Here is a 26,126-nt window from a genome sequence, read left to right on the forward strand (position 1 = left end):
GGAATATTTTATATGAGTGAAAATTTTAAAGCACATATTTTAGTTATAATAGCCACTTTTTTAATAGCGGGTTCATTTATCGTTTCAAAAAAATTAGCAGGTATCATTGACCCTATATCTTTGACTCTTTTTCGATTTGTTTTTGCTTCAATAGTTTTAGCTCCCATCATTTTTATAAAACAAAAATACAGAACTAAAGTAAGAGAAACATTTAAACGAGCTTTGGTTATCAGTCTGTTTTACTCTTTGTATTTTATTGGTTTATTCAAAGCTTTGGAGTACACCACTGCTTTAAATACTGGTACACTGTTTACTTTAGTTCCTCTTCTAACTGCATTTTTTGCCATTTTTGTGTTTAAACAAACCATCACACTTTTTCAGTTTTTTATCTATTTAGTTGGTATAGTTGGAACGTGTATGGTTGTATTTAAAGGGGATTTACAACTGTTTTTAAATCTTTCATTAAACTATGGTGATGTAATCTTTTTGTTTGCCATTGTTACTATGGCTTTATATTCTATCAGTGCCAAACATTTTTATAAAGAGGGTGATGAAGTATTAGTTTTAACCTTTATGACCTTAATAGGTGGTATTATCTGGATGGGTTTGGCTTTAGTGTTTTTCGATATCCCTTTACAATGGGAGAAAATTAACGGTGATCTGTTTTTATATATGTCTTATTTGGCCATTGCTGCAACACTGTTTACTGTGTATTTAAATCAAAAAGCAACAATAATTTTAGGACCAAAAAAAGTTATGGCATATATTTATATAAATCCAGCTGTAGTTGCACTTTTGATGTTTTTATTTTATTCTCAAAGCATAAGTTTATGGATTTGTTTTGGAATAGTAATTTCATCATTAGCTACAATAATTCTCCTTTATAAAAACTAGGAATGATAAGTATTTTTTTATCCAAAGAAAGATAGATTATTTACCAAATATGAATATAAATTTTTAAAAATAATAAAATAAATACCCAAGAAATAGATATTTTTTTTATAAAATTATTTTTCACCCTTATTTCACCCTTTTTTTTTATATTATATTTTGAGAAAAAAAGAAGGAGAAAGTGTGTTAAAGAATATCTCAATAAAATTTAAATTGATTTTATCATTTTTATTAATTATTGTATTAATAGCTATACTAGGATTTTATAGTAATTATGCAATTAATAAATCAAGTAATGGATTTGTGAAATATAAAACGTCAACAGAAAAAAGCATTTTAATTGAATCAGTGCAAATAAAAATTCTATTGATAAGAAATATAGTAAACAAATACATAAGAATTCAATCAAAAGAGGGTATTCAAGATTTTGATAAACTAATGGAAGAAGAATTAATTTTAATACAAAAGTTTGAAAAAATTACAAATGATTCAAATTTAAAAAACAATGAAAGAGTTAAAAATTTATTAAATGAATATAAAGTAAATTTTAATGCAATTGTAAAGTTATTTAAAGACATGGAGTATTATAAAAAAATTGGTTTCACAACTCATCGTAAAAATGTTGATAAATATCTAAATTTTATTACCAATGAATTTTATAAAAGAAATCAAATAAATAATTACCGTATATATTCAGAGGTAATTGCAAATTTATCTTATGCAAGACAAGAATTGCCTAGAATGGTTAATGTTGATGCAAATGTTTATAATGCGGTTGAAAAAGCTTTGAATTCTACAAAGGATAAATTGGAACATTTAAAGTCAACGGTAGATGAAGATTTAAAAACTGTTGTAATTAATATAATTGAAGAACAAGGTAAATATGAGAATGCTATAAAAAAAGTATATGAATTATTAGTTGAAAAAAATATAGTCGTAGTAAAGCTTGATAAAATTGAAAATGAAATTTCATTAATGGGTAATGGCTTACAAAAAAGAATATTGGATGACCAGAAAAAAATAAATAAAGAAGTTACTACATTAAATGATACTATAAAAACATTGATAACAAGTATTTCTATTGCTATTTTAATCATTGCTGTAGTATTAGCTCTATTTTTGCCAAAATATATTATGAATCTATTAGATAAATTTCAAGATGGTTTATTAAACTTCTTTAAGTTTTTAAATAAAGAAGACTTAGAGATTAAGTTAATGAAATTTGAAGGAAATAATGAAATAGTACATATGTCTAAATTAATTAATAAAAATATTGAAAAAACTAAAAGTATAATTGAAGAGGATTCTTTTTTTATAGATGATGTAAAAAGAGTTGTAACAGAGGTTTCAAAAGGTAAATTAAATAACAGTATTGTAAAAGAACCTTCAACTGATTCTTTAAAAGATTTAAAAAAGATTTTTAACGACATGTTACTTAATATATCAAAAATCATTTGTGAAGATTTAGATAAAGTTACAGATGTTTTAGATAAGTATTCAAATTTAGATTTTACTTCAAGAATAGAGAAAGATAATGGAAATTTATCTTTAGGTTTAAATAATCTTGCCGATATAATAAATAGAATGTTATTGGAAAATAAGAAAAACGGTACAACTCTTGATAATAGTTCAACAATATTATTAAATTATGTTAATACTTTAAATAAAAATTCAAATGAATCTGCTGTTGCATTGGAAGAGACTGCCGCTGCATTAGAAGAGATAACCAGTAATATTTCAAATAACACAAACAATATTATAAAAATGAGTAATATCGCAGATAATTTATCAAAGGCAGCTTTACATGGTGAAGAACTTGCTCTTAAAACAACTCAATCAATGGAAAAAATAAATGAAGAGGTTAGTGCAATAAATGAAGCCATAATAATGATTGATCAAATTGCATTTCAAACAAATATTCTTTCTCTCAATGCGGCAGTTGAAGCAGCTACAGCAGGAGAATCAGGTAAAGGATTTGCTGTTGTTGCACAAGAAGTGAGAAATTTAGCAAGTAGAAGTGCAGAAGTTGCTAAAGAGATAAAACATCTTGTTGAGAATGCAACTACTAAATCTCATGAAGGTAGAGCAATAGCTGATAAAATGAAATCTGGATACCATGATTTAAACAATTATGTTACAGATACTTTAACAATAATAAAAAATGTAGAAATGGCATCTAAAGAGCAACAAACAGGAATTGAACAAATTAATGATGCTATTAGTAGTTTAGACCATCAAACACAAGAAAATGCTACTATTGCTACTCAAACTTATACAATAGCAGAAGAGACAGATAAAGTTGCAAAAATTATTATTTCAAAAGTTGAAGAAAATAAGTTTAATGATTTTGAAATAGAGGAAGAAGAAAAAATATAAGAGATAAAAAAGTTGTTTAATATCTAAGATACAACTCTAAAAGGGTTGTATCTTTTAAAATAAAACTTAAAAAAATTACTGTCAAAATTAATTAATTATTCAAATAAAAAATATAATATATATATGGATATTTTTTAATTAAATTAAAAAAAATCTTACTAAATTGTTTATAAATCATAAATTATTGAAATAAATTTATTTTTCTTATTGTTTCTGTATAAAAAATAGTTTTAAATTGTTGTATAAATAATATACTATTTTAGTGTAGTTAAAATATTATATTCTGCTAAACTTATTTTTTCTTTTACTACGAGGGACAAAATGAGTAAAGAGTATAAATTTGTATATGGAAGTAAAACTTACCATTTTAATGATTTAAAAGATTTAATGGCAAAAGCAACTCCAAAAAGATCAGGTGACATTTTAGCTGAAGTAGCAGCTTTGTCAGAAGAGGAGAGAGTAATAGCTCAAATGAGACTCTCTGAAGTACCACTAACAGAATTTTTAGAAAATCCACTAATATCTTATGAAGATGATGAAGTAACAAGACTAATAATAGATGAACATGATAAAAAAGCTTTTGAGAGTATAAAAAATTTAAGTGTAGGTGAGTTTAGAAACTGGCTTTTAAGTGATGAAACAACCTCAAAAACTTTAAATGACGTAAAACAAGGTTTAACTCCTGAAATGGTTGCAGCAGTAAGCAAAATAATGAGAAACCAAGAGCTTATAATGGTTGCAAGAAAGTGTGAAGTTATAACCTCTTTTAGAAGTACAATAGGGCTTAAAGGACATCTTTCAACAAGACTTCAACCAAATCATCCAACAGATGATGTAATGGGGATTGCAGCAAGTGTTTTAGATGGGCTTTTATATGGGAATGGTGATGCTGTTATTGGAATAAATCCTGCAACAGATAATGTAAAACAGACAGCAAAACTTCTTAAACTTTTGGATGAAGTTATCTCTAAATATGAGATACCAACTCAATCTTGTGTATTAACTCATGTTACAAATACTATTGAAGTAATAGAGCAAAAAGGACCTGTGGATTTGGTTTTTCAATCAATTGGAGGAACTGAGGCTACAAACTCAAGTTTTGGATTTAGTCTAAAAACTTTAAAAGAGGCACAAGATGCAGCTCTATCTCTAAAAAGAGGAACAGTTGGAAACAATGTTATGTATTTTGAAACAGGACAAGGAAGTGCATTATCTGCTAATGCAAACTTTGGCGTTGATCAACAAACTTGTGAAGCAAGAGCTTATGCAGTTGCAAGAAAATTTTCGCCACTTTTAGTAAATACTGTTGTTGGTTTTATTGGTCCTGAGTATCTTTATGATGGAAAAGAGATTACAAGAGCAGGTTTAGAAGATCACTTTTGTGGAAAACTTTTAGGTGTTCCTATGGGTTGTGATATCTGTTATACAAACCATGCGGAAGCAGACCAAAATGATATGGATAACTTACTAACACTTTTAGGTGTTGCAGGAGTTAATTTTATTATGGGAATACCTGGAAGTGACGATATTATGCTTAACTATCAAACTACCTCTTTCCATGATGCTTTATATGCAAGAAGAGTTTTAAATCTAGATCCAGCTCCTGAGTTTAAAGCTTGGCTTGAGAAGATGCAAATATTTAAAAATATGGATGGATATTTACTAAATAGTTCTATTCCTCCTCTATTTGAAAAACCATTATCAAATATCTTAGGGAAATAGTTATGGAAGAGAATATTATAAAAAACCCTTGGTCTGCTTTAAGAGAGTACACAGATGCAAGAATCGGTTTAGGAAGAACAGGTGTTAGTCTTCCAACTTCAAAACTTTTGGAGTTCCAACTAGCTCATGCAATGGCTAGGGATGCGGTACATCTTCCTTTGAACATTGATAATCTTTTGGATGGTTTTGCAAATATGCCTTTAGAGTTAGAACTTCTTGAAAAAGAGGCAACAAAAGGAGTTTTAAAAGAGGGGATTATCCCACTACTTCTACACTCACAAGCTGTTAATAGACATGTTTATTTACAAAGACCAGATTTAGGAAGAAGACTTAATAAAGAGTCAAGAAAAAAACTAGAGGAGCTTCAAAAACTAGACTCTTATGATTTAGCAATTGTAATTGTAGATGGACTCTCTTCAATTGCAATAAAAGAGAATGCAATAAATTTTATACACAAACTATCAAAAGAGCTTGTAAATGATAGCTTAGATTGGTCTTTGGCTCCTTTTTCAATAGTTGAACAAGGAAGAGTTGCAATAGGTGATGAAGTAGGTTCACTTCTAAATGCAAAAGCAGTTCTTGTTCTAATAGGCGAAAGACCAGGACTTAGCTCACCAGATAGTTTAGGTTTATATCTGACTTATAACCCAAAGGTTGGATTAAATGATTCAAATAGAAACTGTATTTCAAATGTTCGTATGGAAGGATTAAGTTATGAGGAGGCTACAAAAAAGGCACTGTATTTATTAAAAGAATCGAGAAGATTAGAACTATCAGGGGTTCAAATAAAAGATAGAACTGAAGATAATGAAACAATTCAAATAAAACAAGAGAAAAATTTTTTACTAAATTAAAGGAGACAATAGTAATGAAAATTGATAATGATTATTTAGCCAAACGGCAGTTAAAAAGAGGAACAGCAGGTTGGCTTTTACTTGCTGGACTTGGTATATCTTATGTTATTTCAGGTGATTTTGCCGGATGGAATTTTGGAATTGCTGAAGCAGGTTGGGGTGGTTTTTTAATTGCATCTATTTTAATGGGTGTTATGTATATGTTTTTAGTACTTTCACTTGCTGAAATGTCAGCTGCAATTCCTGCTGCTGGTGGTGGATATAGTTTTGCTAGACAAGTAATGGGACCAGCTGGTGGTTATTTAACAGGACTTGCAATTTTAATTGAGTATGCTTTAGCACCAGCTGCTATTGTAATCTTTATTGGAGCAGCAACGCAGAGTCTTCTTGGTATTAATGGACCAATTGTTTATGCAGTTTTTTATGCAATTTTTATTGCAATTCACGTTTTAGGAGCAGGTGAAGCACTTAAAACTATGATGGTAATTAGTGCTTTAGCAGTATTTGCAATTATTGCTACAGCTATTGCTTTAATTGGTCATTTTGATGTTGCAAATCTTTTTGATATAGCTCCTTCTGTTGATGTTGCAGGTGCTACTACTTTCTTACCATTTGGTTGGCATGGAGTTTGGGCAGCATTACCTTTTGCAATGTGGTTATTTTTAGCTGTTGAGGGAGTTCCTTTGGCTGCTGAAGAGGCAAAAGATCCTGCTAAAGATGTACCAAAGGGTATTATTGGTGCGATGCTTTTCCTTTTAGTATCTGCTGCGTTAGTTCTATTTTTATTAGCAGGTGCTAGTGGTGCAAAAATGATTGGGGCAAGTGCAGTTCCTTTGGTTGATGCTTTAAATGCTGTTGGAAACAATGGTTTAGGAACAGTTGTTAATGTATTAGCTTTAGCTGGGCTTATTGCATCATTTTTCTCAATTATTTATGGTTATAGTAGACTTATCTTTGCACTTTCAAGAGCTGGATATTTACCAAAATTTTTATCACTAACAAGTAAAAGAAAAACTCCAACTTGGGCTTTAATTGTTCCAGGTGTATTAGGGTTTATCGCTTCACTTACAGGTGAGGGTGATTTAATGTTAGCAATGGCAGTTGTAGGTGCTACTATTTCATATGCTTTAATGTCTTTAAGTCATATTTTACTAAGAATTAAACAACCAGAGTTAAATAGACCATATAAAACTCCAGGTGGAGTAGTAACATCTGCAATCGCTTTTGTATTATCTTTAGTAGCATTAACAGGTGTTTACGCTTTTGATCCAAGAGCTTTTAACTATACTATTGTGTTATACCTTATTGGTGCTGCTTATTATTTCTTCTATAGTAAAAATCATCTTGTTGCAAAAACTGCGCAAGAGGAGTTTGAAATGATTGAAAAAGCTGAATTAGAGTTAGAACACGAACTTTAATAAATTTAAACACTCTTTTTAGAGTGTTTAAATCCCTTCATTTAGAAGTAGAGTAATAGTAGATGAAGCTTTAAAGTTTGCTAATTGCTTACCTGTAGCTTTAAGAGCACTTTTTGTAAAAGATTGGGATGTCAATCAAGTTCAAAAAGAGTTTGAAAGTTTTGAAATCATGAATGAAGATGTAAAGAGCTTAAGAAGTGATCATAATTTTTCAAGAGACAATGCCATTGAAATTGTTTCATCTGTTTTATTAAATCATGTAGAACAAGTCTATTTTTCTAAAATGATGGATAATATGTCCGATGAGATAAAACTATTTTGGAACTATAAGAGTCCTAATATATAACTGTAGAGATTTTAGTATTCCCAGTTTTTAAACTCTTTGTTGCTATCTTTCATATCTTCATAAAGCCAAACCATTCTATCTAAAAACCAACTTTTACTTAAATATGTTAAGGAAATACCCAATAAAGCAGCCCAAAATGAATAATAAATTATGGCATAAATACAGATTGCAATACCTAAGAGTGATATGATATTTAAAAACGAATAAAGCATTGTATGATGATGTTTTGGTATTTCGATGTTATCTCTATTTAAATAAATTCTTTCCCCTAAAACTGATTTTGAAGCCCAATTTTTAGTTGATTTTGGTTTAGAAAAAATTATAGGATTTAAAAACATCCATAATATTGAAATAAAAATAAAAAAAAGAGACCACCATCCTAAATAGTATCTACTCCAAAAAGAGAGAATAATAATAGGTAAAACACTATATCTTGTCCAAACACTTAATGGATTTGCATGTCTCATCCACCTCTCATCATTTAGTTGAAAAAGTTTAGAAAGTTTTTTTTCAAAAGTCATTTTGTACCTTTATATTATATGGCTTGTTATTTTTATTATATTGAAATGGTATTTAAAAAACTTAAATATATTACTATTGTAACTATTAGAAAAACACTTTAAATAATTAAAGAGCAAATAAGGTATCATATTTGAAACTTTTGTTACAAAAACAAAGTATAATTAATAAAAAATAATTCTGGGCAAAAGAGATGATTGAGAAACTAAAAGATTTGGAAGCAGAATTTTTAGAACACTATCCCAAAGGTTTAGAGGATGAAGAGATTCTAAAAATTGTAAAACGATTTAAGTCAGAAAAGTTTGAGCAAGAGTGTAAAGAGCTGTTTAAAAAAGAGAATTTTCCCCAACCTGAGTTAATCTGTAGTAGTTTTGTAAAGATTGTCTCAAAATCTCCACTTATTTCCCTTTTTGAAAAACCAAAATTAAGAGATGCTATAAACTCTATGGGAATTTATGAAAAAGATATGTTCTCTTTAGCTTTAGAGGATTTATTGTATGGCAATAAAAAAGATGGTTTTGAGAGTTTATCCGAAATTTTAATAGAGTATAAACTTGCTAAATGGACTATAATCACTCTGGTTCCATACTACCTAAATCGAAAAAATGAGTATTTTATAAAACCAACAACAACTAAAGATATTTTAAAATATTTTGAGATAAATACAATTGTTTATAAACCAAAAGTAGATTATGAGTTTTATAAAGAATATAAAAAGTTTTTAGATAATCTCAAAAAAGAGGCTGACTCTTCCCTTACAAGTGATAATGCGGGATTTACAGGATTTTTAAGAATGAGTTTAAAGTAGTATGGCAAAGTTACTAATTATCAATGAAAAAGAGTATATAAGAGCTGCAAATATAGATGATATTGAAGAGTTAAGTCTATTATCTATTAGTTTGGAAAATTATGTTTTCAAAGAAAAAATGCCTGAATGGTTTAAAGAAGAGCTTTCATTTAGAGGTTTTAGATTTAGAGTAACAAGTAGTCAGTTTAAACATTTTGTTTATGTTAAAGATGAAGAGATAGTAGGTTTTATTGCCATAAAAAATGATAATCATATTTTCCATCTTTTTGTAAAAGAGAGTTTCCATAGGCAAGGTATAGCAAAAAAGCTTTGGCAGTGTGTTAAAGAGATTTTTGATGTTTCTAATATGGAAGTTAACTCTTCACTTTATGCAATAAAAGTTTATGAGTCTTTTGGTTTTAAAATATCAGATGAAGAGAAGTTCTTTTTTCAATTAAGATTTCAACCAATGCGTTATGATAGCTTCTATTTATAGGGCTAAAATCAATAAAAAAGCATTTTTATACTATAATCACATCTCAAAAAATCAAAAAAGGAAATTAATGGAGCAACTACCTAACTGCCCTAAATGTAACAGTGAATATAGTTACGAAGATGGTTCTTTATTTATCTGCCCTGAGTGTGCCCATGAGTGGTCAAAAGATGTAGATAATAGTGTAGAAGAGGATACTCTTGTGGTAAAAGATGCAAATGGTACACCTTTAGCTGATGGGGATGATGTAACTGTTATTAAAGATTTAAAAGTTAAAGGAAGCTCTTCAGGAATAAAAGTTGGTACTAAAATAAAAGGTATTAGACTTGTTGAAGGAAATGATGGTCATAACATTGATTGTAAAGTTCCAGGTGTTGGAGCAATTAAACTAAAACAAGAGTTTGTAAAAAAATCATAATAAATAAAGGAGAAAATCTCCTTTATTCTTCTACAAATTGTCTATACTTGATAATATCATCAACGCTTAATATTGGCATATCATATTTTTTAGCAAAAGCTGTTATTTGTTCACCTTTTGCCATAGTTCCATCTTCATTTGTAAGTTCACAAAGAACAGCAACTGGTTCAAGTTTTGCTAATTTCATTAAATCAATACTAGCTTCTGTATGTCCTTGTCTCTCAAAAACACCGCCATCTCTTGCTCTTAGTGGGAAAATATGACCAGGTGAGACAATGTGTTTTATACCATCTTCTTTTATTGCAGCTTTTATAGTTGTAACTCTATCTTTTGCACTAACTCCTGTTGTAACATTATCTTTTGCCTCAATTGAGATTGTAAAAGGAGTTTGATATTTAGAGTTGTTTGCTTCTACCATCATAGGAAGTTGTAACTCTTCAACTTTTTTTGAAGTCAAACAAAGACATACTATTCCACTGCACTCTCTAATTAGTAGAGCCATTTGGCTTTCAGTAATAGTGTGTGCATAGAAAAAAATATCTGCTTCATTTTCTCTATCTTTATTGTCTGTAACAACAACACCTTTTCCATTTTGAAGTGCTTTAATAGCATTTTGGACATCAATTTTGAAGTCCCAGTTTAAGATTTTTTGATTCATTATTTAATCCTTTTTTGAATTAAACTTATTGAATCAGGGCCAATATGTAAGTAATACGAAATTATTAAATTAACAGTAGTATAACTTTTATATTCTCTTTCATCCAGACTTTAACTGTTGGTTTTGGATTTGCACCAAATCTGCTTGACCTTTACATTTGTAAAGCGCTCGTGGACTTCTATAAAGTATAGTTACCACCAGTAAGGAATTTCACCTTGCCCTGAGAAATAAATTTATAAAATTATAACTAAATTTCACTTAGAAAAGAGAAGAAAATTATTTTTTAATAAGAAAGTAGATTTGTTTTTAGATATTACTCTAAATTATATACTTAATAAGTTATTTATAATTAATAATTAATAAAAATCAAGCTAATATGCAGTGAAAATAATCTTACAAGGTCTATTCGAAAGTAGTTCTATAAAAATAATAATTTATAACTAACTTTGATTATATAATCTAAACTTATTTACAAATTATTTTTTTTAAGTATTTTTATTGTGATTGTAAAATAGCTGGGAGAATTAAGTGTTCATAAATAATTTAAAAATGAAAAGTAAATTGTCTGTAATTGTAATGATAGGCATAATAAGTTTACTAATAGTGGTAGTTCCAACAAGACTTGAACTAAATAGTACTTTAGAAAAATTGGATAAGTTTTTTAATCTAAATAAACTGGATAAAAGATTTGGCAAAATGGTCGGAGTTGAAAAGGAGTTTTTTTTAAAAGATGATATAACTATTTTAAAAACTCATCAAGAGTTGTTTAAAGAGTCAACACTATATCTTGATAATTTATTACAAAGTTATGAAAATAGTAATGAGAGCAAAAAAGTAGAGAAGATAAAAGAGTTAATCGAAAAGCATAAAGAGGATTTCCTTGAGTTTGTTCAAGGATTAAAGAGTAATCAAAATAGTAGGGAAAAAATAGATTTATTGATTTCAAACTCTACTAAAATAGACTCTCTAATTTCAGAATTAAGAAGAGAGATAAATGAAGAGATTACTGATACTCTAAACTTTGTACAAGAGTTTACTATAATAATATTTGTCATAGCATTAATTCTTCTTTTAGTTAGTGCAAGGGTTTTTGTATTTTCTATTTTAAAATCTTTAAAAGAGCTTCAACGGGGACAAGTGGATTTTTTCTCATTTCTTCACCATGAAACAAAAAATGTTGAGTTGATAAAAATTGATTCAAAAGATGAAATAGGGCAAATGGCAAAAGTGATTAATGAAAATATCTTAAATGCAAAAAAGATTTTTGATGAAGATAATGCTTTAATTACTGATGCAAAAATGGTAATACAAAGGGTGAAAAATGGTTGGTATTCACAACTTATAGAAAAAAGCACTTCAAATTCATCAATGGAAGAGTTTAAACAAAATGTAAACGATATGATTTTGGCAACAGAAAATAGATTTGTTGATATGGATGCTATTTTGCAAGAGTATACAAAACATGATTATAGAAATAAACTTCTAATGAAAGATACAGATGAGAGAAATGGAGTTTTAGAGGATTTTATTATTGGTATTAATACTTTGCAAGAATCAATAACCAATATGCTTCTTGATAATAAAAAAAATGGGCTTACATTAGATAAAAGTTCAGATATTTTACTTGAAAATTTTGATGTTTTAAATAGAAATTCAAATTTTGCAGCAGCAGCATTAGAAGAAACAGCGGCAGCTTTAGAAGAGATAACTTCTAATATCTCACAAAATACTCAAAATGTAGTAAAGATGTCAACTTATGCAAACGAATTAACTCAATCTGCAAGTGAAGGGCATAAATTAGCAACTGAAACTACAATATCAATGGATGAGATAAATAGTGAAGTAACAGCAATAAATGAAGCTATTACAGTTATCGATCAAATTGCCTTTCAAACAAATATTCTTTCTCTAAATGCTGCTGTTGAAGCTGCAACAGCAGGTGAAGCAGGAAAAGGTTTTGCTGTTGTTGCCCAAGAGGTTAGAAATCTAGCTTCTAGATCTGCTGAAGCTGCAAAAGAGATTAAATCTTTAGTTGAAAATGCAACGCAAAAAGCAAATAGCGGGAAAGATATTGCAGCTAAAATGATCGATGGTTATAATGGATTAAATCAGAATATATCTAAAACTATTGAGCTTATTTCTGATGTTGAATCTGCTTCAAAAGAACAACTTTCAGGTATTCATCAAATTAATAATGCAATTGCACAATTGGATAAACAAACCCAAGAGAATAATTCTATTGCTTCTCAAACTTATGATGTAGCAGTCCAAACTGATGAACTGGCTAAACTTGTAGTTTCAAATGCAAATGAAAATGAATTTAATGGGAAAGATAGTGTAAAAGCTGATATTTTAAGAGCTGAGATGAAAAATAATGAAATTAAAAAAGAGGAAAACTCTAAGCAAAAAATAGATCCAAAGAAAAAAGTTAAAAAAGAAGAAAAATCAAAAATAGCTCCTATTGTTGATAACGACACTGAGTGGGAAGAGTTTTAAAATAACCAGTAGGAGATCTCCTACTGGTTATTTTTCATCAAATCTTGCTCTTTCATAGCTTGAGTTAAAACCTCATAACCTTCAAGCTCTTTGTTTGTTGTAACCACCCATTTATTAAGACCTTCCATTTGCATCATTTTTTTAATAATTGGATCATTTGGATCTTGAGATAACATCATTTGAGTAAATGCTTCTTGTATTTTTTCATCTAAACTATCTAAAACAGTAAAATTACAATGGCAATAACCTTCACTTACATAAAATGACTCAATCACTCCACTTGGGAAAAGTCCATCTTCCAAAGCTCTAATCCAAGTTGTTATACCAATTGCACCTGCATCAATCTCATTATTTTTTATTGCATCTAAAATATCAAATTCACTTCTACCTGTATCTCCATGTTTTCCCATATCAGAGTTATATCTAACAAGATTTATCTCATCAAAACAATTAGACTCATTTTGAAGATATTTAATAGGTAAAATGGCAGCTTGTGCAGAATCTCCACTTCCTAAACCAAATCTTTTCCCTTTTAGATCTTCAACAGATTTAATCCCACTTGATGCTTTTGTAATAAATACTGATTTAAAATCAATATCTGTATCTCTCATAAGTAAGGCTTTTACTTTCCCTTTACTTAATTCATAAGATCTAACCCAAGCAACATTTGTATTCCATGCTACATCTATTTTACCTGATAATAGATACTCAATTTGTGCCTCATAGTTTGAGAAAAGTACATAATCAAGTCTAAAGCCTCTATCATTGAAATAATCTCTAATAATATCCCAAATAGGAATTACCTTTGGATCATAAGCAACAGCTCCTAGCATAAGTGTTTTTTGCATATTAAGTCCTTTATAAAATTGGTTGATTTGTTAGAGCTTTTCCAAGCCAAATAGATAATACATCAGTACTTGGTGCCATAACTTGTGCTGCATAAGAGTCTCTTAAAAGTCTTTCAATAATAATTCTTTTTGCATAAGCTGTACCACCACCAATTTTCATAGCTTTACTACAAACTGCAACAGCAGCTTCTGAAGCATTTAATCTTGCAGAGATAATTTGAGCTAAAGCATCTGCATCACCATTTGCTCCACTTTTTGCAGCTGCTAGTGTAAAATGTTTAGCAGCAGTTGCTTTAGTATAAATATCAGCCAAATGGTTTTGCACAGTTGGAATAGTACATAAAGCACTATCATCACTATATTTTCTATTCATACTATATTCAATAATAGTATTGCAAGCATTTAAAGCAACTCCACTATAAACTGCACTAAGTCCTATTACAAAGAATGGTGCAACAACATTAAATACCTGCTCAGCACCTGATCCAGCAGCACCAATTCTATATTTAACATCCACATTAACATCTTCAAAAACCATAGGCATTGAAGCATTTCCTCTCATACCTAAACCATCCCAGTTATTCTCTTGGAAAGTAATTCCATTTAAATCTTTTGCAATAATCCAGTTATCTAGTCCTTGCGCATCAAAGCTATTTGATAAAACCAAATAAAAATCAGCATATAAAGCAGAAGTTACAAAACTTTTTCTACCATTCATAAATAGTTTCTCTCCAGCTTTTTTAACTGAGATCTCTGGATTATAAAAGTGAGTACCAGTTCCTGTTTCACTAAAAGCCAAAGCTAAAAGAAGTTCACCTTGTGCAATTTTAGGAAGAAACTCTTTTTTCATCTCATCACTTCCATAAGCAACAATACACATAGTTGCAACATTGTGCATCATATAACATAAACCAGTTGTAGCACAACTACTTGCAAAAGCTAATACTGTTTGCGTATGTTCTTCTAATCCAAGCCCCATTCCTCCAAACTCTTTTGGAACAATAAGACCTGTAATTTTCTCTTTTTTAATAGCTTCAAAGCTATCAACTGGGAATTTTGCATCAATATCAACATTTTGTGTATATGGTGCAACATTTGTTTTTGCGAACTCTAACATTTTATTATAAATACTACTCATTTTCTTTCCTACATAAAATTTGGTGTGTGTACTTGTGAGACTTCATTTGCCAAATCCTCATCCATACCTATATCAATCAATCTTTTTATTCTATTTTGATTCATCTTCTCTTTTAACTCTTCTACTAAATCAAAACCTCTTTTATAAGCAATTGGATTATCTCCTCCACCTGCAAGTATAGCTAAAGACTCCAAGAGCATAGAAGATTCACTGCTTACTTCATCCATAAACTCTTTTCTTTTAAAGGCAGTGTTTTTTAGTGCATTTATTCTAGATGGATTTTGTTGTATGGCAGATTTTACATGCTCAATTCCATAAGCAACATGTCTCATTTCATCTCTTTTTGCAAGTCGAATGATTTTTTTAGTGGCATCATCAGGCATATATTTTTCCAAAAAGCCAAGTAAATCTACAAAAGTTCCTTCTCCCATAACATGAAGTAAAAATGAACTTTTTATATAATCATCCTCTTTAAACAAAGAGTAAAGTGATCTTTGGGTTATTTCACTTGAGTATTGAAATCCTCCACCATTTGCATTTGCTCTTTTTGTAAACACTTCAATATGTCTTGCTTCATCATTCATAAGTGATGACAAAAATAGTGGAATTTCCATATAATATGGATTTATTTTGCTAATAAATTTTCCAGGAATATATAAAGCTGAAAACTCGTTTTCAACCAAATAAGTCATAATTTGACAAACCGCTCTCTCTAGTACAGGGTCTAAGTTTGGAATCTCATTCCAAGGAATATCTGTTGTTGCATTCCATTGTAGATTTTTTCCCTCTTCATAAAGAATAGAAACTGGTTCTGACCAAACAAGTTCCTTATGTGAGAGTTCAAAATCATAAAAAGGTGTTCCCTCTTGTGTTACTATTCCTCTTGTTAAAAGACCATTGTCCTCTGGAGCTTTTGAAAGAATTGTATCACTTAATTCCAAATCCTTCATTTTTGGATTTGAAGAGTCAATCCCATTCATTTTTTTATTCCAAGAGGCTTTGCCTGTAAAACTATTTTTACTAAGTTTTTTTATTTTGTATGAAAATTGTTCTTTTAAAGAGGTTCTTCCTAAATATTCATGCCCTCTAAGTCTTGCCCATCCTCTAAGTTCAATTTCAATATTACTTTTTTGTGAAATAATTTCGATAATTTCACCTTTATTGGCAACTAAAAATGCATTCTCAAGTTTTAGAAATAACTCTTTTGAAGGGGGAATATTTCCTGTGAAGATTGATATGCTATGATTTAGATTATTCAATGAATTCTCCAAATTGTGGTTTATTTTTGTAATATAATCAATTAATTAATTATATTAAAATCTCTACCTGAGATCTTATAAGAAAAAGTTTACCAAACAAATAATTAATTTAAAATTTATTGGTAAATAAAAATTAACCTTTTTTGTAATTACATTTATTTAATAAATATTGTTTTAATCTACATTGATTATAATTATGAAAAAATTTAGAGTAAAAAAATATGCGACATTTTATTTCAAATAGAAATATAGAAATCCCAAATATAATTTATGGTACAGCTTGGAAAAAGTATAGTACTTCTTTTTTAGTTAAACAAGCTATTTTAGAAGGTTTTAGAGCAATTGATACAGCAGGACAACCTAAACATTATCATGAAGATTTAGTGGGAAAAGGATTAGAGGACGCTTATAGAAGTGGAATCAAAAGAGAGAGTTTGTTTCTTCAAACTAAATACACACCAATTGAGGGACAAGATAAAACAAATATGCCCTATTTGGAAAGAGATAGTGTTGTTACTCAAATAGAGAAATCTTTTAAAAGATCAAAAGAGAACTTAAGAACAAAATATATTGATTCTTATCTTTTACATTCTCCTGTTTTCCCTTCAAAAAGATTATTGGAAGTTTGGGATGTTATGAGTGGTTTGGTAAAAAATAAAGAGGTGGGGCAAATTGGAATTTGTAACTGTTATGATTTGGATGTTTTAATCTACTTATATGAAAAAAGTGAGATAAAACCCTCTATTGTTCAAAATAGATTCTATTCTCAAACAGGATACGATAAAGAGATAAGAAAATGGTGTAAAGAGAAAAGTATAGTATACCAAGGATTCTGGACACTAACTGCAAACCAAACAATTGTTGATAGCTCTTTGGTTTTTGATTTATCAGAGAAATATAGAGTTAATCAAGCAACAATTTTTTATAGATTTTTAAATCATATAGGTATAGTTCCTTTAAATGGAACAACAAATACTGAACATATGAGAGAAGATATGAAAATTAATAGTTTTGAGTTAACAAAAAATGAGATAGAGTGGTTGGAAGTGTTGTTAAAATAGATTGTAAAACAATCTATTTTAACTCAATACCATATTTTTCTAGAAGTGCAGCCCAAGATACTTTTAGACCATTTTTATCAAATAGTGTTGGAGTTCCTCTAACGCCTAATTGCTCTGCAATAGCCATTTGCTCATCTAAATGTTTTTCTAGTTTTTCAAGCTCTCCATCTTTATATTTTCTATTTTTAAAAGCAGGAGTATTAGCTGTTGTAGTTGTCATTGCTTTTACTTGCTCATCATAACCTTTTTTACTCATTATATATAAAGAGATATCTTTAGCATTTGTATGCATTGGAAGAGGGTAGAAGAAAACTCTCATTTTAACTTTATCTTCTATTTGATGAAAATATGATTCAAATTTTTTACAAAATGGACACTCAGGATCAGTAAACAGAACAAGTTCCTCTTTTCCTTTACCAAATGTAAATACCTCTTTACCAAGTGTTGGTTTTAAATCTACAGGTAAATCAGGAATCATAAGAGGCATACCAGAATCAGTATCAACCATCTCCCCTTGAATTAGATATTTTTTACTTTTTGTTAAATAAATTTTATGTGCTTGACCTCTAACATTTATATTTAAAAGATAGACATCACCAGCATCAAAACCTCTTACAACATCAATTTGTGCCTCTTTAAAAAGCTTTAATGAACTAAGTTCATTTAACTGTTCTTTGCTAAGAGGTGTATTAGCATAAGCAATACTACAAATAGAGATTGCAATAAAAATTGCCTTTAATAGTTTAATCATTTCTATTCCTATTTAAAAATTTATACAATAATACAATGTTAATGTTTAGAAAACGTGAAGTTTACACTATATTATTATCTTATGTAAAATAAAACTACTTAGAAGGGAGATTAATATTCCATAACCTACAATAGCAGAACTAAGTCTTGGAGCAAGTCCAACCATTGCTGCAATTGCCCCTGCTGTTATCATAGGTGACATCCCAGCTTCTAAAATAGATACCATTGCTGCTTCATTATTCCAAGAGAAAATTTCACAAATAACAATTGCAATTAGTGGTGCAATAAAGAGTTTAATAACTAATGCAACACTAAAAGGTTTTATATCCTCTTTTGGAAGTTTAAATTGCAGTTGTAAACCAACAGCAACTAAAGTAACAGGAATTGTTGTATTTGCAAATATCTTTAAAATATCTGTTGTAATTTTATTAAACTCTGTACCCATTAGAAGTAAACCTGCAATTAAAGCCATAAAAGGAGGGAAGGTTATTATTTTATAAAAAATCAATTTTAAACTAATCTCTTTTTTATTGGCATAAAATGAAGCAATAAAAGTTCCATAAATAGAAAAAGCAATAAAAGTACCAAACTGGTCATATATAAGAATATAAGGCAAAGAGCTATCCCCTAAATATGTACTAATTATTGGAATTCCTAAAAATGATGAGTTTGTTAACACTGCAACAAGCATTAAAGCTCCCGTTACTTCTTTGCTAAAGTTAAAATATTTTGATGAAAAAAGTACTAAAACTGCTGAAATTGTCATTACAACCCAAGCAATTATTATAGGAATTATAGCTTCCATAGTAAAGTTTAATTTTGGTATTTGCAAAAGAATTATTGAAGGTAAAGATATATATATTGCAAATTGGTTTAGTGTAGTTGCTGCATCTTTTGAAAATACCTTTAGTTTGCTAATAAGGTATCCAAATGAGATACATAATAAAATTAATATTAAATTTTCCATTAAGAATTAAAGCCTGCTTTTTTAGATATATTTAATTCACAACATGATTTTTCATCGGTTATCTCTCCATGTTCGTCAACATAGGATATTCCCCATTTATACATCTCTTTTAATACAGGTTTTAAATTTTCCCCTGCATTTGTCAATGAATAAACAACCTTCGGTGGTACTTCTGGAAAAACTTCTCTATTTATAATATTTTTCTCTTCTAACTCTTTAAGTTTTATTGTTAAAGTTTTTTGAGTAATTTCTGAAATTGCTTCGTGCAACTCTTTAAATCTTTTTTCCCCTGCAAGTAATTGCCAAATAATTGATAATTTCCATCTATCATTAAAAATATCAAGGGTTACTGCAACTGAACATTTATACTCTTTATCGTTTATATAATACATGATAAATCCTTTTCGAACATAATTATATCATAAATATAATAAAACTACCTTACTTACCAAAAGTAAAGTAAGGGTAATTTAAGTTTACTTTATTTATAATTCCAAAGCATATCCCAAAATTCAAGGATTATTATTGACTAACACAGAAAACAAAACTAAATATTTTATTGGGATGATTGTTGCAATGCTTTTTTGGGGATTTGCTTGGACCTCAGGAAAGGCAACAGCTGAACACTCTAATGCCGAAGTGGCAGCATTTTGGAGATATGCAATCTCTTTTTTAAGTGTTATACCTATTATTTGGTATATGAAGACCCCTCTAAAAGCAGATAAAATAGGCTTAATATATATGATATTAGCAGGACTTCTTATCTCTTTTTTCAATTATCTGTTTTTTGCAGGGTTGTCTCACGGACAAGCAGGATATGGAGGTACAATTGTTACGGCAATCTCTCCTATAATAACTTATATATTATCAATTGTAATTATGAAAACAGAAGTTTCAAATAGACAGATAATTGCACTTCTAATTGGAATTTTTGGTACCTTTATTCTTCTAAAAATTCCTTTTGAAGGACTTGGCTTTTTAAATATAAATAGCTCATATTTTTTAGCTTGTGCCCTTGTTTGGTCTGTTGTAACAATTTTTGCACAAAAAGCAGGGAAAAGAGGAGTAGATCCAATGTTTTATACTTTTGTTGTATTTGGAATAACAGCAGTAACTAATATGATTTTTGCACTCCCTTATCACCCTTTTGCTTTGGCAAGTTTTGATTCTGTCTTTTGGTGGAATATTATGTTTATAGGTCTTTTAGCAGGAACTTTTAGTACAGCACTGTTTTTTATATCTGCTAGTCATTTAGGAGCACATCAAGCAGGTGTTTTTATGTTTATTGTTCCTGTTGGTGCAATTGTTTCTAGTTGGTTCTTTTATGGTGAACATATTATGTTATCAACCATTGTAGGATGTATGTTGTCTTTTGTGGCAGTTATTCTTTTTAATACAAAAAGAAGATTAAGAAGAGCAAAAATTATTCAAGGAGATATTTAATGAAAAAAATTTTAATTATAAATGGACATCAATATTATGATGTGGTTGCAAAAGGTGAATTGACTGAAGCAATTATCAATAGAGCTAAAGATTTTTTTGATAAAAATGGTTTTGAGGTTAAATATACTCATATTGAAAAAGGTTATGAAAAAAGTGAAGAGATAGAAAAACTTGAGTGGGCTGATTATTTACTGTTTCAATATCCAGTATATTGGATGAGTATGCCTTGGCTTGCAAAAAAATATTTTGATGAAGTTTTGACTCAAGGAAAACATTATGCAAGTGACGGTAGAAGTAGAAGTGATGCTTCAAAAACGTACGGAAGTGGTGGACTTCTAAAAGGAAAATATATGTTATCCCTAACATATAACTGCCCAACTAGCGAGTTTAATAACAAAGATGGTTTTTTTGATGGATTATCTTTAGATGAAGCAAATATTGCAGTACATAAAATATTCCAATTTTGTGGATTAGAGCCATTAGAAACTTATTCTGTACATGATATTTTCAAAGGCAATATGGATTTAGAAGCAGAATTAAAAAGATTAGATGTTACACTAGAAAAAAACTTTAAATAATTCTTTAGGAGTAATTATGAATGAGATAATTAAACAATTAAGTTCTAGAAAATCAATTAGAGAGTTTACAGGTGAAAGTGTAGAGGATGATGATTTAGAACTTATTCTAAAAACAGCTCAAAGATGTCCTAGTTCTATAAATGGACAACAAATATCACTTGTTTATACAAGAGATAAAGAGAAAATAAAAGAGATTGCAAAACTTTGCAATAATCAACAACATATAGAAGAGTGTGATGTTTTTATTACAATAGTAGTTGATTTTAACCGAACAGCATTTGCTTTGGAACAAGTGAATGAAAAACAAGTTATCCATAGTCATGCAGAGGGAATATTGGTTGGAGCAGTTGATGCTGGAATTATGTTAAATGCTATTCAAATTGTAGCAGAATCTCTTGGTTATGGAACAACGGCAATCGGTGCAGTTAGAAGAGATCCCGAGGCATTTATAAAACTTTTAAATCTTCCAACAAAAACCTTTCCTATTGTTGGTACTACAATTGGTGTTGCAACACAAAAAGCAAAGGATGTACCACTAAAACCAAAAATTCCACTAAAAGGTTTCGCTTTTGAGGATGAGTATAATGATGAAGAAATAAAGAAAAGTGTGTTAGAGTATGAACAAACCATGAAACAATATAGAAAAGAGAATAATATGGAGTTTTTCCCTTCATACTGTGAGAGAACAGCTTCTTATTATAAAAAATTATATTGTCCTAAAATTTCGGAAAGTTATAAAAAACAAGGTTTTGAATTTATTGATTAATTTTAAGAGGAAAATATATGAATAATATAGTTGTTATTGCAAATTTAACTATAAAAGAAGAGTTTTTAACTTTAGTTTATGAAGCATTAGTTAGATTACATAAAATGACAAATGAGAATGACAAAGGTTGTATCTCATATAAGTTGCATAAAGATATAAGTAGAGAAAATAGTTATACATTTATTGAAATTTGGGAAAATGAAGAGGCATTAAAACTTCATACTCAAAAGGAACATTTCCAAGAATTTACACATTTTATTGATGGAAAAATCGTGGATATGAGTGTAGAAAAATTAGAAGAGATTGCTCTTTAAAAAAGGATTTATATGAATTTTAGATATCAAAATCCAACACTTATTGAATTTGGTCAGGGAAAAATATCGGAAATTTCATCATTAATTTCAAAAACAAAAAGAGTTTTAGTTGTTTATGGTGGAGGAAGTATTAAAAGTAATGGTGTATATGAACAAGTTTCAAAGGCACTATCTTCTTTTGTTTGGTTTGAGTTTGGTGGCGTTGAGCCAAATCCAACAGTTGAAACCCTTAATAAAGCTGTAGTTTTTGCAAGAGAAAATCAAGTTGATTTTATTTTAGCAGTTGGTGGTGGTTCTGTTATTGATGGTTCTAAATATATTGCAAATGCTTTCTTTTATGAAGGAGAAGGTTGGGATATTTTAGAAGGAAAACATACTCCAACAAGAGCATTGGAACTTGGCGCTGTTTTAACATTAGCTGCAACTGGAAGTGAATCAAATACAGGGGCTGTAATTACAAAAAAACAGACAAAAGAGAAGAGATTTTTTCACTCTGCTTTTTCTTATCCAAAATTTGCAATTATGGATCCAGATGTTTTAAAAAGTTTAAGCCAAAGACAATTAGCAAATGGAGTTATAGACTCTTTTGTACATACTTGTGAACAATACTTGACATACAAACATGGACTTTTGGCACAAGACTATTATGCTGAAGGAATTTTAAGAGCATTAGTTGAGTTGGCTTTAAGTTTTGATAATAGAGATGATTTATGGTATGCAAATCTTATGTGGCTTGCAAATCAAGCATTAAATGGACTTATTGGTCTTGGAGTTCCTCAAGATTGGGCAACCCACTATATAGGACATGAATTAAGTGGACTTTATGGAATAGATCATGCTAGAACTCTAGCTATTATACAACCAAATCTTTTAAGAGTTTTAAAAGAACAAAAGAGTGAGAAACTGTTGCAAATGGGAGAGAATGTATTTAAGTTAGAAAACAATACTGTTGATAATGTAATAAATACAATAGAGAATATCTATAAAACATTGGGAGTAGATTTAAAAATCTCTTCTTATACAGAAGATAAAGATATTAAAGAAAAAGTAATTAATCTTTTAATAAAACATGGCTTTACTCATTTTGGTGAAAAAGGGACAATTGATTCTACTGTAGTAGGACAAATTTTAGATAAATCAATTTAATAAAAAAGGATAAATATGGATAAAACATTTATGGAAGCAATGGATTTTAGACATGCTTGTAAAGTTTTTGATGATACAAAAAAGATTTCAGATGAACAGATGAAGTTTATATTAGAAGTAGGAAGAAAATCTCCAAGCTCTTTTGGACAAGAGGGATGGAAGTTTTTAGTTATTACTAATGAAGAGTTAAAAGCAAAATTAAGACCATTTTGTTGGGATCAACCACAAATTACAACTTGTTCTCATTTAGTTATTATTCTTTCAAGTATTGAAGATTTAAAACCTACAAGCGGTACTCCAGCAAAAAGATTTTCAAGAAGAGAATTACCTCAGGATAAAATTGATGCTTATGTAGAGCTTTATAAAAATCATTTAACAGTAACAGGTGTATTAGATAGTGATAGAACTGTTCTTGCTTGGGGCGCTAGACAAACATATTTAGCTGCTGCAAATATGATGACAGCTGCTGCTACAAAAGGAATAGATTCTTGTCCAATTGAAGGATATGATAAAGATAATGTTGAGAAAGTATTGGAACTTGATACAAGCAAATATCAACTTTCATTGGTACTACCTTTTGGATACAGAATTAATCCTCAATCAACACAAATGAGAAGACCATTTGATGAAGTTGTAGAGTTTATTAAATAAAGGAATTATTATGAGTAGACTATTTAGCAGTGGCAAAATTGGAACATGTGAACTTAAAAATAGAGTTGTAATGCCTCCAATGTGTATGTATAAAAGTGATGATAGTGCTACTTTAAAAGAGTTTCATTATATTCACTATACAAGTAGAGCCATTGCTAATGTAGGTCTTATAATAGTTGAAGCAACTGCTGTTGAACCAAAAGGAAGAATCTCTAATAATGATTTGGGACTTTGGGATGATTTTCAAATAGTTGAACACAAAAAACTTGTGGATTCTTGTCATAATTTTGGTTCAAAAATGGCAATTCAATTAGCCCATGCAGGAAGAAAAAGTTTGGCTACAGATTCAACTCCTGTGGCTCCAAGCTCAATTGCATTTGATTCAAAAGAGCCTTTTAAAATGCCAAAAGAGCTTAGTTTAGAAGAGATAGAAGAGATAAAGTTTAAATTTTTGGCTTCTGCAAAAAGAGCTAAAGAGGCTGGATACGATATTTTAGAACTTCATGGTGCGCATGGATATCTTCTTTGTGAGTTTTTATCCCCTTTAACAAACAAAAGAAGTGATATCTATGGAGGAAGTTTAGAAAATAGATGTAGGTTAACTTTAGAGATTGCAAAACTTATAAAAGAGAATATTGAATTACCTTTAATTGTAAGAATTTCAGCAACAGAGTGGAAAAGCAAAGGTTGGGATTTAAATGATTCAATTTATTTAAGCAAAGAGCTTGAAAAAATTGGAGTTGATGCAATTCATGTATCAGCAGGAGGAAATCAAAAAGAGCCAGATTTGATGCCAAAACTAACACCTTTATATCAGTGTGATTATGCAAAAAAAATAAAAGAAAATATCTCTATTGTTGTTATTGCAGTTGGACTTATTACAACTGTAAAACAAGGTGAAATCTTACTTGAAGAGGGTGTTTGTGATTTTGTTGCTTATGGAAGAGAGCTTCTTAGAAATCCAAATTTGCTTTTTAGTGCAGCAAAAGAGATAAACAAAATGGAATTGATAGATAACTCATATGTAAGAGCTTATCTATAAATTTTTTAATCTTAATTTTTCTTTTAGAAGAATCTTTTTATAAATAGAGTTAATCCAATAATAATAAATAAAAGAGAACCCACTATTTCAAAAAAGTTTTGAACACCAACAAAAGCAAGAAGTGGATGGAAAGCTATTGGAGAGAAAAACTGCCCTAAAAAGAGTGAACCAGTCATATATCCTGAAGCTTTTACTCTTAATTCATAGGTTGTGAAACTTAACATCCATGAGACCATATTAGTCATCATAACTCCTCCACCAAAACCTAAAATTGATGCTGTTATATAAAAAAGATGAATATCATTTACTAATCCAACACCTGTAAACCCAAAAGCAACTATAGTTAACCCCAAAATGTAAATTGCAGGAAAAGTGAATCTTTTTTTTAGTTTTGTAAAAGTTATTGCACCAACTGCATTTGAAAGGAATGCCAAAGCAATTATTGAGCCTGCCATTTTTCCACTTGCTCCAAAGTGATCAATTAGTAAAAAAGGCATTTGTGTAGGTAATACAAAGAAAATAAGCATATAAAAAAATGCCAAGAAATATATAAAAAAGAGTTTTTTAGGAAAATAGTTTATATTTTTGTTTTCATTTGTCTCTACACTTTTTGGAACTTCATATAGAAAAAATAGTGCCATTGGAAGAAGTAAAAATCCAATTAGATAGATTCCAAAAGGAAGCCTCCAACTAATATCTGATAAAAAACCTCCACCAAAAACAAAAAATACTCCACCAATTGCCATAAAGGCACTTTGATAGCCCATAAATTTATGTCTTTGTTCTTCATCAAAATAGTCACCTACCAATGAAGTTGTAACAATCATAAGTGTTGCTACTGCAATACCAAATAGAGCTCTTGAAATTAAAAAATATTCAATTTTATCTAAGTAGAGTCCAGCACTTCCTGTTAATGCAAAAAGAGTAAGTGCAAATAATGCAGATTTTTTTTTACCAATTTTTGAGATTATAAGACCTATGAAGGGTGCAAAAATTGCAATTGTAAAAGAGGGTAGTGTAACTATAAGTCTAGAGTAAAATTCAATATTTTCAACACTATTAAAATAGTTTTGTAGCCTTGGTAGAGTTGTTACTATTGCAACATTTGACATGAGTGTAGTCATTGAAAGCAAAAGTAGTGTTAAAATAGCACTTCTTTTTATTTTAAATCCTTAATTAATTACA

27 protein-coding genes and 1 riboswitch are annotated in these 26,126 nt (G+C 29.4%); of the genes, 18 read left to right on the forward strand and 9 right to left on the reverse strand.

Annotated elements, in window-relative coordinates:
• The first annotated feature begins 12 nt into the window (after positions 1 to 12).
• From AEBR_RS06820 to AEBR_RS15575, 6 genes are all read left to right on the forward strand, one after another.
• Positions 13 to 894: a DMT family transporter gene (locus AEBR_RS06820; protein WP_129088224.1), complete on the forward strand. Its 882-nt coding sequence runs from the start codon at positions 13 to 15 to the stop codon at positions 892 to 894.
• A gap of 180 nt (positions 895 to 1,074) precedes the next feature.
• Complete coding sequence (locus AEBR_RS06825; RefSeq protein WP_129088225.1) at positions 1,075 to 3,267, forward strand: methyl-accepting chemotaxis protein; 2,193 nt, start codon at positions 1,075 to 1,077, stop codon at positions 3,265 to 3,267.
• 321 nt (positions 3,268 to 3,588) lie between these two features.
• A complete protein-coding gene (locus AEBR_RS06830; RefSeq protein ID WP_129088226.1) occupies positions 3,589 to 4,989 on the forward strand; it encodes an ethanolamine ammonia-lyase subunit EutB in 1,401 nt (466 codons plus the stop codon).
• A 2-nt stretch (positions 4,990 to 4,991) separates the two neighbouring features.
• The gene (eutC, locus tag AEBR_RS06835) at positions 4,992 to 5,843 is read left to right on the forward strand and encodes an ethanolamine ammonia-lyase subunit EutC (RefSeq protein ID WP_129088227.1); all 852 of its coding nucleotides are present in this window, start codon (positions 4,992 to 4,994) and stop codon (positions 5,841 to 5,843) included.
• A 14-nt stretch (positions 5,844 to 5,857) separates the two neighbouring features.
• Positions 5,858 to 7,261, forward strand: coding sequence for an ethanolamine permease (gene eat, locus AEBR_RS06840; protein WP_129088228.1), 1,404 nt, complete (start codon positions 5,858 to 5,860; stop codon positions 7,259 to 7,261).
• A 31-nt stretch (positions 7,262 to 7,292) separates the two neighbouring features.
• Positions 7,293 to 7,607 carry a DUF2267 domain-containing protein gene (locus AEBR_RS15575; protein WP_323807955.1) on the forward strand — a complete coding sequence of 105 codons (315 nt, stop codon included), beginning with the start codon at positions 7,293 to 7,295 and terminating at the stop codon, positions 7,605 to 7,607.
• An 11-nt stretch (positions 7,608 to 7,618) separates the two neighbouring features.
• Here AEBR_RS15575 and AEBR_RS06850 read toward each other — a convergent pair whose 3' ends face one another.
• Positions 7,619 to 8,128 carry a DUF6653 family protein gene (locus AEBR_RS06850; RefSeq protein WP_129088229.1) on the reverse strand — a complete coding sequence of 170 codons (510 nt, stop codon included), beginning with the start codon at positions 8,126 to 8,128 and terminating at the stop codon, positions 7,619 to 7,621.
• 191 nt (positions 8,129 to 8,319) lie between these two features.
• Here AEBR_RS06850 and AEBR_RS06855 point away from each other — a divergent pair, with 191 nt between their 5' ends.
• From AEBR_RS06855 to AEBR_RS06865, 3 genes are all read left to right on the forward strand, one after another.
• Positions 8,320 to 8,934, forward strand: coding sequence for a hypothetical protein (locus AEBR_RS06855; RefSeq protein WP_129088230.1), 615 nt, complete (start codon positions 8,320 to 8,322; stop codon positions 8,932 to 8,934).
• A gap of 1 nt (position 8,935) precedes the next feature.
• Positions 8,936 to 9,409 carry a GNAT family N-acetyltransferase gene (locus tag AEBR_RS06860; protein WP_128982827.1) on the forward strand — a complete coding sequence of 158 codons (474 nt, stop codon included), beginning with the start codon at positions 8,936 to 8,938 and terminating at the stop codon, positions 9,407 to 9,409.
• A gap of 67 nt (positions 9,410 to 9,476) precedes the next feature.
• On the forward strand, positions 9,477 to 9,824 hold the full coding sequence (locus tag AEBR_RS06865) for a zinc ribbon domain-containing protein YjdM (RefSeq protein WP_129088231.1): 348 nt from the start codon (positions 9,477 to 9,479) through the stop codon (positions 9,822 to 9,824).
• A gap of 22 nt (positions 9,825 to 9,846) precedes the next feature.
• Here AEBR_RS06865 and ribB read toward each other — a convergent pair whose 3' ends face one another.
• Positions 9,847 to 10,482 (reverse strand): 3,4-dihydroxy-2-butanone-4-phosphate synthase, encoded by a 636-nt coding sequence (ribB, locus tag AEBR_RS06870; RefSeq protein ID WP_129088232.1) that lies wholly within the window; start codon positions 10,480 to 10,482, stop codon positions 9,847 to 9,849.
• Between the two features lie 87 nt (positions 10,483 to 10,569).
• A riboswitch (FMN riboswitch) is annotated at positions 10,570 to 10,714 on the reverse strand.
• Positions 10,715 to 11,031: 317 nt separating this feature from the next.
• On the opposite strand from ribB, the gene AEBR_RS06875 reads away from it, so the two are divergent.
• Entirely contained in the window at positions 11,032 to 12,978 is a 1,947-nt protein-coding gene (locus tag AEBR_RS06875; RefSeq protein WP_129088233.1) for a methyl-accepting chemotaxis protein, read from the forward strand.
• A gap of 20 nt (positions 12,979 to 12,998) precedes the next feature.
• Here AEBR_RS06875 and AEBR_RS06880 read toward each other — a convergent pair whose 3' ends face one another.
• Genes AEBR_RS06880 through AEBR_RS06890 form a run of 3 tightly spaced genes read right to left on the reverse strand, consistent with a single transcriptional unit; the run spans position 12,999 to position 16,223 of the window.
• Complete coding sequence (locus AEBR_RS06880) at positions 12,999 to 13,826, reverse strand: phosphate/phosphite/phosphonate ABC transporter substrate-binding protein (RefSeq protein ID WP_129088234.1); 828 nt, start codon at positions 13,824 to 13,826, stop codon at positions 12,999 to 13,001.
• Between the two features lie 10 nt (positions 13,827 to 13,836).
• A complete protein-coding gene (locus AEBR_RS06885) occupies positions 13,837 to 14,964 on the reverse strand; it encodes an acyl-CoA dehydrogenase family protein (protein WP_129088235.1) in 1,128 nt (375 codons plus the stop codon).
• Between the two features lie 8 nt (positions 14,965 to 14,972).
• Positions 14,973 to 16,223 (reverse strand): DUF455 domain-containing protein, encoded by a 1,251-nt coding sequence (locus AEBR_RS06890; protein WP_129088236.1) that lies wholly within the window; start codon positions 16,221 to 16,223, stop codon positions 14,973 to 14,975.
• Positions 16,224 to 16,444: 221 nt separating this feature from the next.
• Here AEBR_RS06890 and AEBR_RS06895 point away from each other — a divergent pair, with 221 nt between their 5' ends.
• On the forward strand, positions 16,445 to 17,284 hold the full coding sequence (locus tag AEBR_RS06895; RefSeq protein WP_228712209.1) for an aldo/keto reductase family protein: 840 nt from the start codon (positions 16,445 to 16,447) through the stop codon (positions 17,282 to 17,284).
• A 13-nt stretch (positions 17,285 to 17,297) separates the two neighbouring features.
• On the opposite strand, the gene AEBR_RS06900 is transcribed toward AEBR_RS06895, so the two are convergent.
• From AEBR_RS06900 to AEBR_RS06910, 3 genes are all read right to left on the reverse strand, one after another.
• A complete protein-coding gene (locus AEBR_RS06900; RefSeq protein WP_129088237.1) occupies positions 17,298 to 18,035 on the reverse strand; it encodes a DsbC family protein in 738 nt (245 codons plus the stop codon).
• Between the two features lie 66 nt (positions 18,036 to 18,101).
• Positions 18,102 to 19,001 carry an AEC family transporter gene (locus AEBR_RS06905; RefSeq protein WP_129088238.1) on the reverse strand — a complete coding sequence of 300 codons (900 nt, stop codon included), beginning with the start codon at positions 18,999 to 19,001 and terminating at the stop codon, positions 18,102 to 18,104.
• A complete protein-coding gene (locus tag AEBR_RS06910; protein ID WP_128982843.1) occupies positions 19,001 to 19,393 on the reverse strand; it encodes a winged helix-turn-helix transcriptional regulator in 393 nt (130 codons plus the stop codon). Before AEBR_RS06910 ends, AEBR_RS06905 begins: the two co-directional genes overlap by 1 nt.
• Positions 19,394 to 19,526: 133 nt before the next feature.
• On the opposite strand from AEBR_RS06910, the gene AEBR_RS06915 reads away from it, so the two are divergent.
• Genes AEBR_RS06915 through AEBR_RS06945 form a run of 7 tightly spaced genes read left to right on the forward strand, consistent with a single transcriptional unit; the run spans position 19,527 to position 24,941 of the window.
• The gene (locus AEBR_RS06915; protein ID WP_228712210.1) at positions 19,527 to 20,444 is read left to right on the forward strand and encodes a DMT family transporter; all 918 of its coding nucleotides are present in this window, start codon (positions 19,527 to 19,529) and stop codon (positions 20,442 to 20,444) included.
• On the forward strand, positions 20,444 to 21,022 hold the full coding sequence (locus AEBR_RS06920) for an NAD(P)H-dependent oxidoreductase (protein ID WP_129088239.1): 579 nt from the start codon (positions 20,444 to 20,446) through the stop codon (positions 21,020 to 21,022). Before AEBR_RS06915 ends, AEBR_RS06920 begins: the two co-directional genes overlap by 1 nt.
• Before the next feature lie 16 nt (positions 21,023 to 21,038).
• Positions 21,039 to 21,788, forward strand: a complete 750-nt coding sequence (locus AEBR_RS06925; protein WP_129088240.1) for a nitroreductase family protein — start codon at positions 21,039 to 21,041, stop codon at positions 21,786 to 21,788.
• Positions 21,789 to 21,805: 17 nt separating this feature from the next.
• Positions 21,806 to 22,102: a putative quinol monooxygenase gene (locus AEBR_RS06930; protein ID WP_129088241.1), complete on the forward strand. Its 297-nt coding sequence runs from the start codon at positions 21,806 to 21,808 to the stop codon at positions 22,100 to 22,102.
• Positions 22,103 to 22,114: 12 nt separating this feature from the next.
• On the forward strand, positions 22,115 to 23,248 hold the full coding sequence (locus AEBR_RS06935) for an iron-containing alcohol dehydrogenase (RefSeq protein ID WP_129088242.1): 1,134 nt from the start codon (positions 22,115 to 22,117) through the stop codon (positions 23,246 to 23,248).
• A gap of 15 nt (positions 23,249 to 23,263) precedes the next feature.
• Positions 23,264 to 23,899 carry an NAD(P)H-dependent oxidoreductase gene (locus AEBR_RS06940; protein ID WP_129088243.1) on the forward strand — a complete coding sequence of 212 codons (636 nt, stop codon included), beginning with the start codon at positions 23,264 to 23,266 and terminating at the stop codon, positions 23,897 to 23,899.
• A 10-nt stretch (positions 23,900 to 23,909) separates the two neighbouring features.
• Positions 23,910 to 24,941 carry an oxidoreductase gene (locus tag AEBR_RS06945; protein ID WP_129088244.1) on the forward strand — a complete coding sequence of 344 codons (1,032 nt, stop codon included), beginning with the start codon at positions 23,910 to 23,912 and terminating at the stop codon, positions 24,939 to 24,941.
• A 23-nt stretch (positions 24,942 to 24,964) separates the two neighbouring features.
• Here the strand turns inward: AEBR_RS06945 and AEBR_RS06950 are convergent, their stop codons facing one another.
• On the reverse strand, positions 24,965 to 26,074 hold the full coding sequence (locus AEBR_RS06950; protein WP_323807954.1) for an MFS transporter: 1,110 nt from the start codon (positions 26,072 to 26,074) through the stop codon (positions 24,965 to 24,967).
• Between the last annotated feature and the right edge of the window lie 52 nt (positions 26,075 to 26,126).

Origin of the sequence: Halarcobacter ebronensis (genome assembly GCF_013201825.1) — a bacterium.
In the GTDB taxonomy this organism is placed as follows: domain Bacteria; phylum Campylobacterota; class Campylobacteria; order Campylobacterales; family Arcobacteraceae; genus Halarcobacter; species Halarcobacter ebronensis.

What these genes read in the sequence shown, in the direction of transcription:
- AEBR_RS06820 (WP_129088224.1), top strand. Translation starts at nt 13, where the DNA reads ATGAGTGAAAATTTTAAAGCACATATTTTAGTTATAATAGCCACTTTT.
- AEBR_RS06830 (WP_129088226.1), top strand. Translation starts at nt 3,589, where the DNA reads ATGAGTAAAGAGTATAAATTTGTATATGGAAGTAAAACTTACCATTTT.
- eutC (WP_129088227.1), top strand. Translation starts at nt 4,992, where the DNA reads ATGGAAGAGAATATTATAAAAAACCCTTGGTCTGCTTTAAGAGAGTAC.
- eat (WP_129088228.1), top strand. Translation starts at nt 5,858, where the DNA reads ATGAAAATTGATAATGATTATTTAGCCAAACGGCAGTTAAAAAGAGGA.
- AEBR_RS06850 (WP_129088229.1), bottom strand. Translation starts at nt 8,128, where the DNA reads ATGACTTTTGAAAAAAAACTTTCTAAACTTTTTCAACTAAATGATGAG.
- AEBR_RS06855 (WP_129088230.1), top strand. Translation starts at nt 8,320, where the DNA reads ATGATTGAGAAACTAAAAGATTTGGAAGCAGAATTTTTAGAACACTAT.
- AEBR_RS06860 (WP_128982827.1), top strand. Translation starts at nt 8,936, where the DNA reads ATGGCAAAGTTACTAATTATCAATGAAAAAGAGTATATAAGAGCTGCA.
- AEBR_RS06865 (WP_129088231.1), top strand. Translation starts at nt 9,477, where the DNA reads ATGGAGCAACTACCTAACTGCCCTAAATGTAACAGTGAATATAGTTAC.
- ribB (WP_129088232.1), bottom strand. Translation starts at nt 10,482, where the DNA reads ATGAATCAAAAAATCTTAAACTGGGACTTCAAAATTGATGTCCAAAAT.
- AEBR_RS06875 (WP_129088233.1), top strand. Translation starts at nt 11,032, where the DNA reads ATGAAAAGTAAATTGTCTGTAATTGTAATGATAGGCATAATAAGTTTA.
- AEBR_RS06880 (WP_129088234.1), bottom strand. Translation starts at nt 13,826, where the DNA reads ATGCAAAAAACACTTATGCTAGGAGCTGTTGCTTATGATCCAAAGGTA.
- AEBR_RS06885 (WP_129088235.1), bottom strand. Translation starts at nt 14,964, where the DNA reads ATGAGTAGTATTTATAATAAAATGTTAGAGTTCGCAAAAACAAATGTT.
- AEBR_RS06895 (WP_228712209.1), top strand. Translation starts at nt 16,445, where the DNA reads ATGCGACATTTTATTTCAAATAGAAATATAGAAATCCCAAATATAATT.
- AEBR_RS06900 (WP_129088237.1), bottom strand. Translation starts at nt 18,035, where the DNA reads ATGATTAAACTATTAAAGGCAATTTTTATTGCAATCTCTATTTGTAGT.
- AEBR_RS06905 (WP_129088238.1), bottom strand. Translation starts at nt 19,001, where the DNA reads ATGGAAAATTTAATATTAATTTTATTATGTATCTCATTTGGATACCTT.
- AEBR_RS06910 (WP_128982843.1), bottom strand. Translation starts at nt 19,393, where the DNA reads ATGTATTATATAAACGATAAAGAGTATAAATGTTCAGTTGCAGTAACC.
- AEBR_RS06920 (WP_129088239.1), top strand. Translation starts at nt 20,444, where the DNA reads ATGAAAAAAATTTTAATTATAAATGGACATCAATATTATGATGTGGTT.
- AEBR_RS06925 (WP_129088240.1), top strand. Translation starts at nt 21,039, where the DNA reads ATGAATGAGATAATTAAACAATTAAGTTCTAGAAAATCAATTAGAGAG.
- AEBR_RS06930 (WP_129088241.1), top strand. Translation starts at nt 21,806, where the DNA reads ATGAATAATATAGTTGTTATTGCAAATTTAACTATAAAAGAAGAGTTT.
- AEBR_RS06935 (WP_129088242.1), top strand. Translation starts at nt 22,115, where the DNA reads ATGAATTTTAGATATCAAAATCCAACACTTATTGAATTTGGTCAGGGA.
- AEBR_RS06940 (WP_129088243.1), top strand. Translation starts at nt 23,264, where the DNA reads ATGGATAAAACATTTATGGAAGCAATGGATTTTAGACATGCTTGTAAA.
- AEBR_RS06945 (WP_129088244.1), top strand. Translation starts at nt 23,910, where the DNA reads ATGAGTAGACTATTTAGCAGTGGCAAAATTGGAACATGTGAACTTAAA.